The sequence below is a fragment of the Varibaculum cambriense DSM 15806 genome, assembly GCF_000420065.1.
In the GTDB taxonomy this organism is placed as follows: domain Bacteria; phylum Actinomycetota; class Actinomycetes; order Actinomycetales; family Actinomycetaceae; genus Varibaculum; species Varibaculum cambriense.
On sequence record NZ_ATUF01000003.1, the window covers coordinates 204,745 to 220,562 of the forward strand.

General features: G+C 55.8%; 11 protein-coding genes. All 11 read left to right on the plus strand.

Annotated elements, in window-relative coordinates; genetic code table 11:
• Window positions 1-40 precede the first annotated feature (40 nt).
• The 11 genes from F605_RS0106000 to F605_RS10200 all read left to right on the plus strand — a co-directional run bounded on the left by F605_RS0106000 (window position 41) and on the right by F605_RS10200 (window position 15,804).
• Window positions 41-2,395, plus strand: a complete 2,355-nt coding sequence (locus F605_RS0106000; RefSeq protein ID WP_419184828.1) for a polyribonucleotide nucleotidyltransferase — start codon at window positions 41-43, stop codon at window positions 2,393-2,395.
• A 73-nt stretch (window positions 2,396-2,468) separates the two neighbouring features.
• Window positions 2,469-2,873: a hypothetical protein gene (locus tag F605_RS0106005; RefSeq protein WP_022864993.1), complete on the plus strand. Its 405-nt coding sequence runs from the start codon at window positions 2,469-2,471 to the stop codon at window positions 2,871-2,873.
• 64 nt (window positions 2,874-2,937) lie between these two features.
• Window positions 2,938-4,257, plus strand: a complete 1,320-nt coding sequence (locus F605_RS10190) for a M16 family metallopeptidase (RefSeq protein ID WP_022864994.1) — start codon at window positions 2,938-2,940, stop codon at window positions 4,255-4,257.
• 9 nt (window positions 4,258-4,266) lie between these two features.
• Window positions 4,267-4,743, plus strand: a complete 477-nt coding sequence (locus F605_RS0106015) for a hypothetical protein (protein ID WP_022864995.1) — start codon at window positions 4,267-4,269, stop codon at window positions 4,741-4,743.
• A 1-nt stretch (window position 4,744) separates the two neighbouring features.
• Window positions 4,745-5,500 (plus strand): 4-hydroxy-tetrahydrodipicolinate reductase, encoded by a 756-nt coding sequence (dapB, locus tag F605_RS0106020; RefSeq protein ID WP_022864996.1) that lies wholly within the window; start codon window positions 4,745-4,747, stop codon window positions 5,498-5,500.
• 1 nt (window position 5,501) lies between these two features.
• Window positions 5,502-6,074 carry a GNAT family N-acetyltransferase gene (locus F605_RS0106025; protein ID WP_022864997.1) on the plus strand — a complete coding sequence of 191 codons (573 nt, stop codon included), beginning with the start codon at window positions 5,502-5,504 and terminating at the stop codon, window positions 6,072-6,074.
• Window positions 6,075-6,137: 63 nt separating this feature from the next.
• A complete protein-coding gene (gene dapA / locus F605_RS0106030) occupies window positions 6,138-7,040 on the plus strand; it encodes a 4-hydroxy-tetrahydrodipicolinate synthase (RefSeq protein WP_022864998.1) in 903 nt (300 codons plus the stop codon).
• Window positions 7,041-7,196: 156 nt separating this feature from the next.
• Window positions 7,197-8,888 carry a ribonuclease J gene (locus tag F605_RS0106035; protein ID WP_022864999.1) on the plus strand — a complete coding sequence of 564 codons (1,692 nt, stop codon included), beginning with the start codon at window positions 7,197-7,199 and terminating at the stop codon, window positions 8,886-8,888.
• Complete coding sequence (gene lysX / locus F605_RS10195) at window positions 8,889-12,215, plus strand: bifunctional lysylphosphatidylglycerol synthetase/lysine--tRNA ligase LysX (protein ID WP_022865000.1); 3,327 nt, start codon at window positions 8,889-8,891, stop codon at window positions 12,213-12,215.
• 27 nt (window positions 12,216-12,242) lie between these two features.
• The gene (locus tag F605_RS0106045) at window positions 12,243-13,193 is read left to right on the plus strand and encodes a PfkB family carbohydrate kinase (RefSeq protein ID WP_022865001.1); all 951 of its coding nucleotides are present in this window, start codon (window positions 12,243-12,245) and stop codon (window positions 13,191-13,193) included.
• Window positions 13,194-13,296: 103 nt separating this feature from the next.
• A complete protein-coding gene (locus F605_RS10200; protein ID WP_022865002.1) occupies window positions 13,297-15,804 on the plus strand; it encodes an FtsK/SpoIIIE family DNA translocase in 2,508 nt (835 codons plus the stop codon).
• The last annotated feature ends 14 nt before the right edge of the window (window positions 15,805-15,818 follow it).

A 15,818-nucleotide genomic window follows, 5' to 3' on the forward strand; every position in this document is an offset into this window, starting at 1 on the left:
CCTAGAAGATGGAATATCAAGGAGTAAATAAAAGAAAATGATGGACGATCCAGAAGTGATTGCCTCCGAGGCAATCATCGATAATGGTCGTTTCGGACAGCGCACCGTGCGCTTCGAAACTGGCCTACTCGCCCAACAGGCTGCCGGCAGTGCGCTGGCTTACCTGGATGATCAAACCACGGTTTTATCTGCCACCACGGTAGGGAAAAACCCGCGCGACCAGTTTGATTTCTTCCCACTCACCGTTGATGTGGAAGAACGTCAATACGCGGCCGGACGTATCCCCGGAAACTTCTTTCGGCGGGAAGGCCGTCCCGGCACTGAAGCGATTTTGGCTGCTCGCCAAATCGACCGTCCGCTGCGCCCCTCCTTCGTAAAAGGGCTGCGTAACGAAGTGCAGGTTGTAGCCACCGTGCTGACCGTACACCCCGACGACGCCTACGATGTGCTGGCCATTAACGCCGCCAGCATGTCCACCCAGATTTCCGGTCTGCCCTTCTCCGGACCGATCGGTGGCACCCGGATTTCCCTAGTCGATGGCCAGTGGGTAGCATTCCCGCGTTACAGCGAAATAGAACGCTCCACCTTCAATATGGTGGTTGCGGGTCGGGTTATTCAGACCGCTGACGGTGGCGAAGACGTCGCCATCATGATGGTCGAGGCTGGCGGTGGTGAAGGTACCTGGGAGCTGATCCAGCAGGGACAGACCGCACCTACCGAAGATGTAGTAGCTGCCGGCCTCGAGGCCGCCAAGCCCTTCATCAAAGAACTGTGCCGCGCGCAAGCGCAGGTAGCGGCCAAGTGCCAGAAGGAAACCCTAGAGTTCCCGCTGTTTAAAGACTTCGAGGATGAACACTGGGATGCCGTGGCCGAAAACTGCCGCGAACAGCTTGACCAGGCCGTACAGATCGCCGAAAAGCTTGACCGGCAAGACCGGGTTGATGAAATCAAGGATCAAATGCTCGCCGATCTGGAAGAGCGTTTCCCCGAAGGCGAGAAAGAGCTCAAAGCGGCTTTCCGCGCCCTCGAAAAAGAGCTAATCCGTACCCGCACCCTGAACGAGGGCGTGCGGATGGACGGGCGCAAACCGAACCAGATTCGCTCGCTCTATGCGCGCGCCGGAGTGCTGCCCCGCCTGCATGGCTCCGCGATTTTCCGTCGCGGCGAAACCCAGGTGCTGGGGGTAACCACCCTGAACATGCTGCGTATGGAACAGCAGCTAGACAACCTGGGGCCGGAAACCCGCAAACGTTACATGCACCAGTACAACTTCCCGCCCTACTGCACCGGCGAAACCGGGCGCGTAGGCAGCCCCAAGCGCCGGGAAATCGGGCATGGGCATCTCGCGGAAATGGCGCTAGAGCCAGTACTTCCCTCCAAGGAAGAATTCCCCTACGCTATCCGCCAGGTATCCGAAGTGATGGGGTCGAACGGCTCTTCATCCATGGGTTCGGCCTGTGCCTCCACGATTTCGCTACTGAACGCGGGCGTACCGCTAAAGGCGCCGGTCGCCGGGATTGCGATGGGGCTAATGAGCGAGCCGGGCGAGGACGGCACCACCAAGTACATGACCCTGACCGATATTTTGGGAGCCGAGGATGGCTTTGGAGATATGGACTTCAAGGTCACCGGTACTCGGGACTTCATTACCGCCCTCCAGCTAGATACCAAACTGGACGGCATCCCCTCTGACGTGCTGAAAGGTGCGCTAGCTCAGGCAAAGGAAGCCCGCCTAGAAATCTTGAACCTGATCGAACAGGCGATTCCGGAACCGGACGAAATGAGCCCCTATGCTCCGCGCATCATCACCGTCCAGGTACCGGTAGACAAGATTGGTGAAGTCATCGGCCCCAAGGGCAAGATGATCAACCAGATTCAGGAGGACACCGGAGCCGAAGTCGTGATCGAAGACGACGGCACTGTCTATATTTCTTCCTCTGATGCCGAATCTGCCGAGGCTGCCCGGGCAGCAGTTAACGCGATTGCTAACCCGCAAATGCCTGAGGTAGGGGAGCGTTTCGTAGGAACCGTGGTGAAGACCACCTCCTTCGGAGCTTTCATTTCCCTGACCCCCGGCAAGGACGGGCTGCTGCACATTTCGCAGATCCGCCGCCTGGTAGGGGGTAAGCGCATCAACCAGGTCGAGGACGTACTAAACGTGGGCGACCAGGTGCAAGTAGAGATCGAAGAGATCGACGAACGGGGCAAGCTGTCGCTAGGTGCAGTCTTAAGCGAAGAGCAGGAAGCCGAGCTAGCCGAAAACGAGGCTAAGCAGGAATCTCGCCGTTCCGAGGACGAAGAGCGCCCGCGTCGCTCTCGTAACCGCTCGCGCCGGCATCGCAACAATCGCCGCGATGATCGCCGCGAGGAACAAACAGATAGTGACGGCGAATAGTCGCTAATAAAGTTGGCGAGGGCGAGATCATCTCGCCCTCGCCTCCTTTAATTTTTAAGAAAAGAGATCCTAGATGCGCAGATACTTCGACCTAGTAGTGGCCGGCAGCGTGCTTTTCCTATGCCTGTTCTTTGCTCTGATACTACTGTCGGTTTCTACCACTTCCGACTCCGGATTCCTAACCATGTTTACCGGGTTTCTGGCGCTGGTTTTCGGGGCAGTGGCAGGCGGATTTCAACTGGTGTTTGCGGGTTTGCGTCTGATCTTTAAACTAGAGCCTCGCCGGTTCTGGGCTCGCGCTACCTTAATCGCATTGGCATTCACCGCTTTTTCCCTAATCTCTGCCGCTGTCGCCGACAGCGCGGAAACGGGACTATTAACCTTCGCCTTAGGGATTTTCACTGTCCTCGGCGCGCTGCAATACGGATGCTCCCATGCATTAACTGCCTCCCCAACAAGGACAACCACCCGAGCATAGCCCCGGGAACCCGGAAGAAACCGGGAAACTGTAGCGAAAACTATCAAACCCAAATAAGAGAAACATGCCTGAACAAAACTTTTACGAACTGCCGCTTTCTGCCACTGCCCCCCGCCTTAGCGTCAGCGAAGGGGAAACCCTGATTGAGCGTTCGGTACTTGCCGGCGGTATTCGCCTGATTACACAACAGGTGCCGGCTTCGCCCTCGGTAGTACTGGGGTTTTGGATTCCTGCCGGTTCCCGCGATGAAGGCCCAGAGCATCTGGGATCCACCCACTACCTCGAACACCTGCTGTTTAAAGGATCCGCTACCCGCGATGCCCGGGAAATCTCCCGGGCATTCGATGCCGTAGGAGGGGAACTAAACGCCGCGACCGCTAAAGAATCCACTCACTATTATTGCCGGGTGCTCTCGCGCGACCTGCCGATGGCGGTGGAAGTCCTTACCGAAATGCTGGCTCGCCCCACGCTGGCACCGGCAGATTTTGAACTGGAACGGGCAGTTATCCTGGACGAACTGGCCATGTCCCAAGATGACCCCCAAGATGTTGGCTATGAAAAGTTCTTGGGTGAACTATTCCCCACCTCCCCGCTGGGACTGCCGGTAGGAGGCACCGCCCAAACCGTAGCCGCCACCCCCTTAGAAGCGGTGAAAGCCCATCATCAGCGCTGGTACCAGCCTCGGAACCTAGTAGTTGCGGCCGCTGGAGATATCGATCATGATCGCCTGGCGCAGTTGCTTTTGGCAGCGGCAGAGAAAAACGGTTGGGAGCTTCCCGCGCAAACCGATCCGGAAGTTCCCCAGCGCGCGCAGCCGGATCCGGCGGTGCTGGCCAGCACCACGGTAGAAAAGACTGTGGAACAGGGACAAATATTTATCGGAACCCGGTCTCTGCCCGCTAATGACCCCCAGCGCGACACTCTTAGTCTGTTGCTAACGGTGCTATCTGGGGGAATGTCTTCCCGACTCTTCCAAGAAATCCGGGAAAAACGGGGACTGGCTTACTCCACTTATGCTTTTGACTCCGCCTATAGCGATAGCGGATCCTTCGGCCTCTACGCCGGGTGCGCCCCCGCTAACTTGGAGCAAGTGGGGCAACTACTGGTGACGGAGCTCGAAAAACTCGCAGAATACGGTGTTCCCGAGGACGAACTAGCGGAAGCATTAGGTCAGCTCAGCGGGGGAGTGCTGCTGGGGATGGATGATAATCGGGCCCGCATGGCGCGCCTGGGGCGCGCGGAAGTAAATGGAGGTCGCTTGCGCACCATCGAGCAGTTAAACCTTGCTCTGCGAGCAGTAAATGGCGCACAAATTAGTGAGCTGGCAGCGCAATTTCTCGGCTTACCACAGGTGAAAGTCGTGGTACGCCCGGCGGTGGCATAAGCTGAACGGGTGAAGATAAAGAAACTTTTCCCAGTTATTGCTGCCGCGGCGCTGCTAGGTGCCTGCAGTCCTTCCGCGCAGCCGTCCGCTCCCGACAAAACTACCAATAACCCGAAAGTGACTAGTTCCGTTTCGGCGAAGCCTACTACCCCCACCGCTTCGCCGAGCCCGACAGTGGCGTTTACTCCCAAAGACCATCTGTCGGAAGCGCAAAACTCTTTCGTTAAACAGGTGATGGAAAAGAACCACTATGACCAGCGTACCGCCGAAATAGTGTTAGGCCCGGTACAGTCCCTGTGCGGACTGCTAGATACTAAGCAACCCGATTCGGCAGCGAATAAACAGACTCTGTCCGATATCTATACCAAAGTAGATTCTGCTGAGCTCCGGCAAGAATGGTACAACAATCTGCAGATAGCTGGGCAAACTCTGTGCCCAGATAAAGCTCAGATTATTAACGCGAATAAACCCGAGGGTGTGAGCTAGAGTGAGCGAAAAACTAAAAGTGGCGGTGGTTGGTGCCCAGGGGAGGATGGGCCAGTCCGCTTGTCAAGCGATCGCAGAATCTGCAGACTTACAGCTAGTTGCCCGTCTGGGCAGTAAAGATGAGATCACTTCCCAGACTCTGGCCGGCGCCGAGGTCGCAGTCGAGTTCACCATTCCGAGCGCCAGTTTTGCCAATACCGCCGCGATTTTGCGCAGTGGAGCCCATGCGGTAGTCGGAACCTCTGGTTGGGACGAGGACGCACAGGCAAAAATCCAGGAAGTGGCGCGCGAAACTGGACGTAACGTATTGATTGCCCCTAACTTTGCCCTCTCAGCGGTATTAGTGATGGCTTTTTCTCGCTTGGCGGCGCCTTTCTTCACCTCCGTCGAGATCGTAGAAACTCATCATCCTAAAAAACTGGATGCCCCTAGCGGGACGGCGCTGGCAACCGCGCAAGCAATGGCGGCTGCCCGCAGGCAAGCCGGTGTGCCTGCAGCTCCCGATGCCACCACCACCGATCCTCAGGGAGCGCGCGGCATGAAAGTCGAGGATGTGGGGATCCACTCCCTGCGGATGCTCGGTGCCAATGCGCACCAGGAAGTGCTGCTTTCTAACCTGGGGGAACAGCTGCGGCTGCGCACTGACTGTTTTGATCGCTCCTCCTTTATGCCCGGGGTATTGCTGGCAGTCCGGAAAGTGGCAGCTGCGACTCCCCTTACGGTGGGGCTGGATAAAATCATGGATTTAGGGATTTAAGGTGAGTAGTCCAGCTAATGCTAAAGAAACCGTACGCTTAGCGAAAAGCGAAGATTTACCGACTTGGGGACGCATTCAGGCACAGGCCATGCAGGCAGACTTGCAATCCCATTTGGGACAGATTGGTCCGCAAACCTTAGCGCTTATCGATCCGGAGCAGATCACCCGTGCCTGGCAGCAGGCGCTATTTAGCCCGCCCTCGCCAAAACATCATCTGCTTACCGCAGTAAATGAAGGACAGGTGGTCGGTTTGGCAGCGATTGCTCCCGCCCCCAAAATGCTGGTGCAACCCAAGCAGTCACCGCTCGCAGAAAAAAATGCGGATGCCGAAATCGTGGCTTTAGAGGTTTGCGATTGGGAAAATAACCTGGGTGACGCCTCCCGCCTGGTAAATGCGATCGGCGATATGTTGCGAATGTCCGGGGCGAGCCGGGTACAGATTTGGCTAGCGGCCGAGGCGCCAGAAAAAATCCGTTTCTTTAGTGAATGCGGATTCGCTCCCGCCGGTTTGCGCCAAGGCTTAAAAGTAGGACATGAATCCATGGTGCAACATCTGTGGTTTACTGACTTGTAGATCCTTCCCGCTCGCTTTTTGGACGAAAGAAAAATCTCCAGGTGGCGTAGGTAGAGTAGGGATATGAGCAACGCAGATTGTACTTATCGGCTTCCCGCACCGGTTGGGGTAGCAATGGTGACCCCGTTCCACCCGGATGGCTCCGTAGACTACGATGCCGCCGCCAGCCTGGCGAAACATTTGGTAGACCAGGGGATAGATCACCTGGTACTTTCGGGCACCACCGGGGAATCACCGACTACTCACCTGGATGAAAAAGAACAGTTGATTAAGTCAGTCCGTCAAGCGGTAGGCAAAGATCTCTATATCACTGCGGGGGCGGGCTCTAATGACACCGAACATTCGGTGCGAATGGCACGCAGTGCCCAGGCGGCGGGAGCTGACGGGATCCTGCTAGTAAGTCCCTACTATTCGCGACCCTCCCAAGAGGGGCTCTACCAGCACTTTGTCAAGGTAGCTAGCGAAACAGACCTGCCGGTGATGCTCTACGATATTCCCGGACGCACTGGGGTAGCCATCAGCGATGAACTGATGAAACGTCTGGCAGAGATCGACAATATTGTGGCGGTAAAAGATGCTACTGGCAAAGTGGAAGTCGGGGCGCGGCGCATCGATGAAACCGGTTTGGCTTTTTATTCCGGCGATGACGGCCTCAACTATTCTTGGCTTACCCAGGGCGCTGTGGGGGTAATCAGCGTGGTGGGGCACGTAGCCGCCCCCAGCTATCGCAAAATGGTGCAGCTGGTAGAAAACGGAGACTACCAGGAGGCGCTGCAACTCTCCCTGGAGCTAGAACCCCTAGTGAAAGCGTTAATGGGAGGGGGACAGGGCGCGGTTATGGCTAAGCACGCCCTCGCCCTACAAAAAGTTATTCCCTCCGATACTCTGCGCCTGCCGCTAGCTCCGGCCAGCGAAGAGGATATTGCGCAGCTGCGCGCGGCTCTGGAAAGTTTCGGATTGCTCTAAGTTTCTGGACGCGCCTCCTCGATACCCAGGTGCTTAACGGATATCCCGAGTCCAGCATTGCGGGTCTAACCCCCTTACCTGCTTTAAAGGGGGTATTAAGCGTTCAGTGCGCGCGGAAGTTTGCTATAGGCGGGCAAACTCGGGACAATTGGAAACGTGAATCCGCTGTATCCTGAACTTTCTTTACCGCCGAAACTCAAATCCGACACCATCCGGGTAGTTCCCCTGGGAGGCCTGGGGGAAGTCGGGCGGAACATGACCGTAATCGAGCTGAACGGCAAAATCCTGATTGTCGATTGCGGGGTGCTTTTCCCCGAAGAAATCCAACCCGGCGTAGATCTGATTCTCCCCGATTTTTCCTATCTGCACGGACGCATGGATGACGTAGTCGCACTGGTGCTCACGCATGGTCACGAAGACCATATCGGGGCGGTACCTTATCTGCTGCGCCTGCGCGAAGATATCCCCATCTACGGTTCCCAACTCACCCTAGATTTCCTGCGTCCCAAACTTGAAGAGCATCGACTCCCGGCGACGCATCTACATCAGGTACGCGAGGGAGAGCGTATTGAGCTAGATATTTTCGCTTGCGAATTTTTGGCAGTCACCCACTCGATTCCCGATGCGCTCGCAGTGATGATCCGTACCAAATCCGGAAACCTGCTGGTCACCGGCGACTATAAAATGGATCAGCTGCCCCTAGATAAAAGAATCACCGATCTGCGCGGCTTTGCTCGTATGGGGGAAGAGGGTGTTGACTTATTCCTCGTGGACTCCACCAATGCGGAAGTCCCTGGTTTTATCGCCCCGGAAAGAAAAATCGGTCCCGTAATCCGCCAGGTGCTCTCCGAATCCACCGGGCAGGTGGTAGTAGCTTCTTTTGCTTCCCATGTGCACCGCGTGCAACAGGTGCTGGATGCTGCCCGGGCAGTAGGACGCAAAGTGTGCTTGTCGGGGCGGTCAATGGAACGCAATATGAACATTGCGGCGCAGGCCGGTTACCTAGAGCTGGATCCAGACGTAGTGGTGCGCGCCGACGAGCTCAAACGTTTGCCCCCCAATAAACGAGTGTGGATGGTAACCGGTTCCCAAGGCGAACCCATGGCAGCGCTCTCGCGGATCGCCCAAGGCGAGCACCGGTTGGTGTCCCTAGAACCAGAAGATACGGTGTTACTGGCCTCTTCCTTGATTCCCGGGAATGAAAACTCGGTTTACCGGGTAATTAACGCGCTGATGCGCCAAGGTGCCAATGTAGTCCATAAAGGGAACCGCGCGGTTCATGTTTCCGGGCATGCCGCCGAAGGGGAACTGCTCTATACCTACAACATTGTGCAACCTAAGAATGTAATGCCGATTCACGGTGAAATCCGGCATCTAATCGCTAATGGGAAGATAGCCCAGGCTACCGGGGTACCGGAAGAAAACGTGGCTTTAGCCGAGGACGGGGTAGTAGTCGACCTCAAAGATGGGCAAGCGCGGGTCGTAGGACAAGTTGATTGCGAATACATATATGTTGACGGCGGATCTATCGGAGAAATCGATGAAGACCAGTTAAAGGACCGCATGACCTTGGGAGAAGAAGGCTTCGTTTCCGTATTTGCCGCGGTAGATGTGCCCACCAAGATTATTGCTGCCGGCCCGCATATTACCGCTCGGGGAATGGCCGAGGACGAGGGGGTGTTCCGGGAAGTACTACCGGACGTGACTGAGGCGCTGCAAAGAGCGCTAAATCAAGGAGATAGCGACCCTTATCGCTTGCAACAGGCAATGCGCCGCGCTTTGGGGCGTTGGGTGGCGCGTCGGTTGCGTCGTCGTCCCATGATCGTACCGGTAGTTGTGGAGATTTAGATGCGGGTAGCTGGAAAAGAAAAATCGCATAGTTCTTGGCGTCAGCGCGTCCCCGCCTGGATGGGGTGGATCTATACTATTGCCGCCCTATTTTGTCTGGTAATGATTCCGTTCCGCTATGCCGTGGGTCACCATATTGGGCGTTTTACCTACCTGGTGCTAACCGTTCTGGGAGTTCCCTCTACCGCCACTTTAGGGACTGCGGTTTTATTGGCTTTCTTGGCGCTACTGTGTTTTTCCCGCAAACGGATCGGAGCTATCGTCCTTATTGCCTTGCAGGCTCTGCACGGTCTGCTCTGCCTGGTAGCTCTGATATTTTCTTTCTCCAACCCCGACTTTGACCTGACAGACCTGATCATCCTGGGTACACGTCTGGCGATAGCGGCGTTGATTCTGGCGGTGCTATTCGCATCGGCGCGCAGTTTCTGGGGAAAAATCAATGCCCAATCCGCCTGGAAAGCCCTGGTTATTCTAATAAGCGGTCAGTTGCTGGTGTTTGGAATTGGGTTCGCCATGGCTCGGGTGATTGCACCGCGCAGTTGGGCTAGTAGTCCGCTAGCACTGTGGGTATATGCGCGGATGTCAGGTTTGCGACTGCACCGCGGGTTCAACATCCACTTTATGTTCGCCCATCAAGCAGGTTTTCGCGCCCTCAGCTTCTTCATCATGGTTCTTTCCGGGCTGGTGGTAATGATCGCCGCCAATCGTTTTATCCTCGGTCAACGGGTAAAGGCTCGCACGCGCAGTGAAGATCTAGCGTTGCGTTCCTTATTGATCAAATGGGGGAAAGCTGACTCCTTAAGCTACTATGCCACCCGGGATAACCGGGCGGTGGTTTTTAGTGCCGATGGGCAAGCGGTGGTTTCCTACGGGGTAGCTCTCGGGGTGGCCTTAGCGGCCGGAGACCCGATAGGTGATCCTTCTTCCTGGGAAAATGCAGTGCAAAGATGGAAGTCCTACTGCTATCGCCAAGGATGGATTCCGGCGGTAATTTCTGCTAGTGCCCAGGGGGCGCGTATCTATCGCCACCAGGGACTAAGGGTCCGCAAAATGGGCGACGAAGCCATTATCAGTCCCGAACGTTTTGAACGTAACTCTAGCGCCGGACGTGCCTTGCTAGCGGCACAAAGAAGGGTTGCCCGGGCGGGAGTAGAGATCGAAATCTGCAGGCAAAGCGAACTTTCTCCGGCCCAGCTGCGGGAAGTGGCGATGGTGGCGGAGCTATTTAGGCGAGGTAATGAACGCGGCTTCTCGATGAGTCTCGATAGAATGTTCGCTCCCCAAGAGGGCGAGCAGTTGATAGTAACCGCGCGAGGCAAAGATGGGCAGTTGCAATGCCTGCTTACTTTCGTTCCCTGGGGGCAGCGCGCCGTCTCCCTTAATCTGATGCGCCGGGCAGAAAACGCTGTCAACGGGGTAGTAGAAGCCATGGTGCTCACCTTGCTGCAGCAAGGACCCGAAAAAGGTGTCGAGCGTTTCTCTTTGAACTTTGCGATGTTTAGAGAAATCTTCGTAGAGGGCGAGGCCGTTGACGCTACTATCAATGATCGGGTAAAACGTGCCCTGTTTGTGAAAGCCTCCCGTTTTTGGCAGCTGGAATCCCTCTATGAATCTAACACCCGTTATAACCCGAAATGGTTGCCGCGGTATTTCTGTTTTTCTTCCGATCCCTTAGTGCCCTTATCGCTACTCGCAGCGGGAATGTTAGAAGGGTTTGTGCCCGCGCCGGAGGCGGCTTTGCGCGGGGAGCCCTTTGAATGGGAAGTAGATAGCCAGTATCTTAGCGAGCTGGAAGCGATGCGCAGCGAATACACCGCCGCCAAGCTGCAGGTAAAACTGAGTGAACAGCAACGCTCCCGGCGCGCGAAAGCGGAAAAGCTAAGTGCAGCCGGAATAGAATCCTTCCCGGCAGGTTTCGATTTAGGGATTCCCCTATCACAGGCGAAAGCCTGCCTTGATGCGGGTGAAAATGGGAAAACCTTGCGTACCCTGGGCCGAATTGTGGCTCGGAGGAATCACGGCGGAGTAGTGTTTTGGGATTTGTACTACCAAGGAACCTATCTGCAGGTAGTACTGGAGCGAGGTAACTTGAGTCCCGAGCAGTTTGCCCATCTGCGACTACTAGACCTAGGGGATCTGCTAGTGGTTAACGGCAAGTGCGGAGCCTCCCGCACAGGCACGCCCTCTTTAATAGCGGAAAGCTGGACGCTGGCGGCGAAAGCCTTGCGCCCGATTCCGCATCCGGCTGCGCGTTTGGACAGTACCACCCGTACCCGCGAACGCACCATGACTCTGCTCAATGATGCCGCGGCGATGCGTCGCCTCCAGGCACGTTCACGGGCATTAAGTGCGGTACGCAAAGAACTGATTGATCGCGGCTACCTGGAGGTGGAAACCCCCATGTTGCAGGCGGTGCAAGGTGGTGCCAATGCCCGCCCCTTCGTTACCCATTCCAATGCCTACCAGGTAAATATGTTCTTGCGGATCGCCCCGGAACTGTATCTAAAACGCCTGGCTATAGCAGGGATGGGGGCAATCTTTGAGATGGGACGCTCGTTTAGGAACGAGGGCGCGGACGCCACTCATAACCCTGAGTTCACCTCCCTGGAAGTCTATAAAGCCGGCTCTGATTACCGAGAGATGATGACTTTGACCCGCGAGCTTTACCAGGCGGCGGCGCGGGCGATTCACGGTAAAGAAATTGCTCTACGCCCGGTAAATCCGGAAGCTGCTGGCGCCGGTAGCAGCGACGCAGATTTTGAGGAAGTCGATATCTCTGGCCAGTGGCGGGTAATCTCGGTTTTCGATGCGGTATCCCAAGCGGTAGGAACCACGGTTACTCCCGACACTGGCGAAGATGATCTCCGGAGCCTGTGCGCCCAGCACCACCTCACCCCGCCGCCGGGCGCCAACTGTGGCACCCTGTTGGGCACGCTTTATGACGAGTTAGTAGAGGCACGCACGGTAAAACCTACCTTCTACTGTGATTTCCCAGTGGAGTCCTCTCCACTCACCCGCAGGCACCGCAGTGACCCCCGTTTGGCGGAACGCTGGGATCTGGTGGCTTTCGGGATGGAGCTGGGAACTGCCTACAGCGAACTAACTGACCCTCGCGACCAGCGCGAACGCTTTACGCAGCAGTCGCTAGCGGCCGCGGCGGGTGATCCGGAAGCTATGAGCCTGGACGAAGATTTCTTAAACTGTTTGGAACTGGGCATGACCCCCCTGGGCGGGTTAGGACTGGGAATGGATCGGATGGCGATGATGCTGATGGGCTGTGATATTCGGCAGGTGTTGGCTTTCCCGTTCGTTAAACCTCGAAACTAAGGAAAATTTAGGCGCTAGGGAACAAGAATGGGCGGCGAAATGGCGGAAGAAAAAAACAAGTTGGTGTCGGTAGCTGCGGTGGTGTTGACCTTACCGATGAAAATGTCGCGCCTGCCAGAACGAGGCACCACCGTACTCGGCAGCGCGGAGCGTCCCGGCGTGGGGGAGGCAGCCGAAGTGATGCTGGCCGCTGCTCGGCAAGGGATACCGGTAGTAAACATGTCCTGCCTGGGAACTGGTCCCAACTCTACCCAGGCGAGGCAAGTACTGCGAGATGCCAATATTGAGACCCGCACGGTAGAAGTGGTGGGCGATATCGGGATGAAAATCCAAATGATTGAAGCGGGCGGATACTATGCTTCGGTACTCACCACCGGGGTGGAAGTTGACATCTCTGGTCGGGAGCTAGATAAAGTGTCGATGCACCCCGGAGATGTGGTTTATATTTCTGCCGGGGATCTAGCCCACACCTCCTATAGAGCCGCGCTTGCCCAGTGGCTTCCCTCATTACCGGAGCAAGTAACAGTAGCGATGGCGGCTACTCCCCAGATTTCGCAGATCAAACCGGAGTATGTTTCCGAGGTCTTGCCGTATGTGGATGTGGTTACTTGCAACGAATATGAATCCCAGTTCCTTCCCGGATCAGTTGGACATTTGACCAGTGGTTACGTTGCGGAAAAACTGCCCGAATCAGCTTGGGTGGTAGAGCGGATTGGTTCTTATGGGGCAAAGTTAATCGACGCAGAGCGGCAAACCATGGTTCCCTCGCTGAGTATCGAAGTGGCAGATACCTTGGGAGTGGGAACTGCTCACACCGGAGTGTTGCTGGCGGAATTAGTCAAAGGACACGATCGGCTGCAAGCTTTAGAGCGAGCCAATGTTGCCGGGGCAATGGCGGCAGAAAAACATGGAAACGACACCTGCCCCCGGGCCTGTGAAATTGAGCAGCGGCTTAGTGAAGTTCCTGCCTACCGCTAATCACTTGTTTTCAAAAAGCTAATCCGCTGTGAACAGGGAAGCTACTTGCTGGCGGCGTGGCAATCGGCGTCAAAAGAGTCTGGAAGGGTAGAGTGCCAGTGTTATGGTTGCGAAAAAAAATAGTAAGAAACTAGGTTCCTCTCATCCCGCTACAGATAGTTCTCGGGTGCGTGATGGGATCGCATTCCTACTAATTGCTTTAGCCACGATGTCGGCGTTAACGGAATGGTTCGCCATGGACGCGCTAGCAACCCGGGCGCTACACCACTTAGCGGCAGGTCTGCTGGGTATATACAGTATTATTGCTCCCATAATCCTGGTGGGGGCAGCGATTAGCCTCTTTCGTAACCGCGACCCGGAAGAGTCTCATCTCCATATTTTATTGGGGGCAATCGGGATAGCAGCCGCGATAACCGGAATTACTCATGTGGCTTGCGCAAGTCCGGGAATCACCGATTTTTCGGCTATTGAAAAATCCGGAGGGATTTTGGGATGGCTTTTTGGGCATCCTTTGCAAATCTTGGTGTCTGCTCCCGGTGCCGTGATTTTGCTGGTGCTTTTAGGTCTTTATTCGGCGCTAATTGCCACCGAGACTTCTATTTCTCAAGTAGTCGGGGTGGCCCGCTCTCTGGTAGCGCGGGTGAAAGCTGACGTCGCAAAATCATCAGAAGCTGGGGAGGTAGCAAGCGAATCCGATACCGGCGTGCGCGAGGATGTCCCTCAAGATGCTCCCCGTACCCGCAGACTAAAACGCTGGGAACGCACGGCAGCGGCTGAGTTAAGTGACTCGGAGGAACTAGCAGATGGTGACACCCCAGTCCTAGCGGCACAAACACCGGAACCACCGGCCTCGAAACCGGAGCCGGAGCCGCGCACTTCTCGCCTCCAGCTACCGGCAGATACCGAAGAAACCAAAGTGCTCAGCAGTGCGGAAGCAGCCCAGATGCCTGAAACCACCGATGAGGGCGAGAAAACGCAACTACTGTTACCCGGAACCGGAGAAACCGGAATGGAGTTGGCCGATGGGCAAACCTATGAACTTCCCGGGGAAGAACTGCTAGTTAAAGGTAAGCCCCACAAGGTGCGCTCGGAAGCCAATGACCGGGTAGTAGCCGCTTTGGAGGAAGTATTTACCGAATTCGGAGTGGATGTAAAAGTCACCGGATTCTCCCGCGGACCTACGGTAACTCGCTATGAACTGGAACTGGGGCCCGGGGTAAAAGTTGAGAAAATTACTAACCTGAAAAACAATATTGCTTACGCCGTGGCCAGCGCGGATGTGCGGATATTGTCCCCGATTCCCGGTAAGAGTGCGATCGGGATTGAAATTCCGAACACGGATCGCGAGATTGTGGCCCTAGGTGACGTGCTGCGCTCGGCTGCTGCGCACCGTTCGGCGCATCCCTTAATGGTTGGGGTAGGCAAAGACGTTGAGGGCGGATACGTCGTTACTAACCTGGCAAAGACTCCTCACCTCTTGGTGGCCGGGGCCACCGGTTCCGGTAAATCGTCGTTCGTAAACTCGATGATTACTTCCCTGTTAATGCGGGCTACCCCGGAGCAGGTGCGGTTGATTTTAGTTGACCCCAAGCGGGTGGAACTGACCATTTATCAGGGGATTCCCCATCTGATTACCCCGATTATTACCGACCCTAAGAAAGCAGCGGAAGCTCTGGAATGGGCGGTTAAAGAAATGGATCACCGCTATAACGATATGGCCAACTTTGGGCATAAACATATCGATTCTTTCAACCAGGCGGTGCGAGAAGGGGAAGTAGTGCCCCCGCCGGGATCTGAGCGGGAAATCAGCCCCTATCCCTACCTGTTAATTGTGGTAGACGAGTTAGCCGATATGATGATGGTCGCTCCCCGGGACGTAGAAGCCTCTATCCAGCGGATTACGCAGCTAGGACGCGCCGCCGGAATTCACCTGGTAGTGGCTACCCAGCGTCCTTCCGTAGACGTAGTCACCGGCATTATTAAAGCCAATATTCCTTCCCGGTTAGCCTTCGCAACCTCTTCGATCACGGATTCACGCACTATTTTGGATCAGGGAGGCGCCGAAGCCCTAATCGGACAGGGTGATTCCCTGTATCTGCCGGCCGGAACCGCTAAGCCGATGCGTATTCAAGGAGCCTGGGTAGGAGAGGACGAAATTCAACGGGTAGTGGATGCGGTTAAAACCCAGATGAGTCCAGAATATCGCGAGGATGTCATCGTCAAGGAAGAGGACAAACCAAAAGTTGCCGAAGATATCGGTGACGATCTGGATGACTTGTTAGAGGCTGCGCAACTGGTGGTCAACACCCAGTTAGGTTCGACTTCCATGCTGCAACGTAAACTGCGGGTAGGGTTCGCCCGGGCAGGCAGATTAATGGATTTATTGGAGTCGCGTGAGATCGTGGGGCCATCGCGTGGTTCCAAAGCCCGGGAAGTCTTAGTATCTCCCGAGCAGCTTCCCGAGATATTAGCTATGTTGCGCGGAGAAAAGCCAGTGGTTCCACCTGCAGATACGCCCTCGGAGGGGATTCCGAAAAGTGTCAACGAGCCCCCGTTAGAGGAAGTGGAAGCCGAAAGCGGAGAGGACGCGTGGGAGCTTACCGGACGCTAAGCTCCTATAATGCG

What these genes read in the sequence shown, in the direction of transcription:
- lysX (WP_022865000.1), top strand. Translation starts at nt 8,889, where the DNA reads ATGCGGGTAGCTGGAAAAGAAAAATCGCATAGTTCTTGGCGTCAGCGC.
- F605_RS0106000 (WP_419184828.1), top strand. Translation starts at nt 41, where the DNA reads ATGGACGATCCAGAAGTGATTGCCTCCGAGGCAATCATCGATAATGGT.
- F605_RS0106045 (WP_022865001.1), top strand. Translation starts at nt 12,243, where the DNA reads ATGGGCGGCGAAATGGCGGAAGAAAAAAACAAGTTGGTGTCGGTAGCT.
- F605_RS10200 (WP_022865002.1), top strand. Translation starts at nt 13,297, where the DNA reads ATGGTTGCGAAAAAAAATAGTAAGAAACTAGGTTCCTCTCATCCCGCT.
- F605_RS0106005 (WP_022864993.1), top strand. Translation starts at nt 2,469, where the DNA reads ATGCGCAGATACTTCGACCTAGTAGTGGCCGGCAGCGTGCTTTTCCTA.
- dapA (WP_022864998.1), top strand. Translation starts at nt 6,138, where the DNA reads ATGAGCAACGCAGATTGTACTTATCGGCTTCCCGCACCGGTTGGGGTA.
- F605_RS10190 (WP_022864994.1), top strand. Translation starts at nt 2,938, where the DNA reads ATGCCTGAACAAAACTTTTACGAACTGCCGCTTTCTGCCACTGCCCCC.